This is a genomic window from Actinokineospora sp. (assembly GCF_050699995.1).
Classification (GTDB): Bacteria; Actinomycetota; Actinomycetes; order Mycobacteriales; family Pseudonocardiaceae; genus Actinokineospora.
This window is the reverse complement of record NZ_JBOHGC010000165.1, coordinates 1-1,046: the sequence shown is the minus strand read 5'-3', so window position 1 is coordinate 1,046 and position 1,046 is coordinate 1. Positions and strand designations below refer to the sequence as shown.

1 protein-coding gene and 1 pseudogene are annotated in these 1,046 nt (G+C 67.6%); both read right to left on the bottom strand.

Annotated elements, in window-relative coordinates:
• Positions 1-30: 30 nt before the first annotated feature.
• Positions 31-408 (bottom strand): hypothetical protein, encoded by a 378-nt coding sequence (locus ACRDSQ_RS09085; protein ID WP_431420396.1) that lies wholly within the window; start codon positions 406-408, stop codon positions 31-33.
• Between the two features lie 34 nt (positions 409-442).
• Positions 443-841, bottom strand: a pseudogene (locus ACRDSQ_RS09080) (hypothetical protein); the annotation flags it as partial.
• Positions 842-1,046: the final 205 nt, after the last annotated feature.

Here is a 1,046-nt window from a genome sequence, read left to right as displayed (position 1 = left end):
CGGTCGTCCAGTCCGCCGCCGTATGTCAGATCAGTGCGCCGCGGGGTTGACCACCGAGATGGTCAGATCATCCCCGGCGTCGCCGGTCACGGTCACCTTCACACCGTGGCCTGCCACCTTGACGCTGCCCTGCGGGTTGGCCGCGCTGTAGTAGGCGTCCGGGTTGGTGTCGTCGAAGACGGGGATGCCCGGGCCTGCCGGGGCGCACGCCTCCTGGGTCACCACGGTCTGCGTCTTGCCCTTGCCCGACAGGGTTTCCTTGTGCAGGCAGGTCGCATCCGTCGCCTCCAGGCCGAAGGTCGCGTCGAACGGCTGGCGGCGGTTGCTCGGGCGGCTGCCGTCGGCGTAGCTGAACTGGGCCGGGCGGGCGTCGACGACCATGGCCTTGCCGCTGCCCGGGGTGGACACCGACGTTGTTGTCCTCGACCGAGTCGTCGACGTACCAGACGAGCATTCCGTTCTGGTACTTGAAGAAAATGTAGTACCGCTCGAAGGTGCCGGACTCGGTGCCGGTCGAGATCTTCCACGCGCCGTTCGCGGTCCAGCCGTTGGCGCCCTGTTCCACGGTGTCGGAGAACAGGGTGGTGCCGCCGGACTTGATCGTGATGTCGTCGAGGAACGCGCCGGCGAAGTGGATTCCGCCGTCGGTCTGGTAGCGGAAGCGGAACAGCGACTCCTTGCCGTCGGCGGCGTAGGAGTAATGCAGGTCGGTCCACCGGCCCGACGAGTCGCCGTCGACCGCGGCGCCCGCGCGGATCCAGTTGGCCCCGCCGTCGAGGGAGTACCCGGCGAACAGGTAGTCGAAGTCGGCTTCGATTTCGTACCAGGCCTCCGCGGTCACGGTGATCCGCGACGCGGCCGGGACCGACCGGGTGATCGACTGGTTCAGCGCCCCGAACAGGGTGAAGGCGGTCGCGCGTAAGGGATCGAGGACCGGGTCCAGGGACACGGGGGCTCCGTTCGTCGGCTCAGATGCTGCCTAGTACGGCAGCCGCAATGTGTGATCACGGTCGGCGTGTCGTGATCACGGTCGTGGAGATGACGTG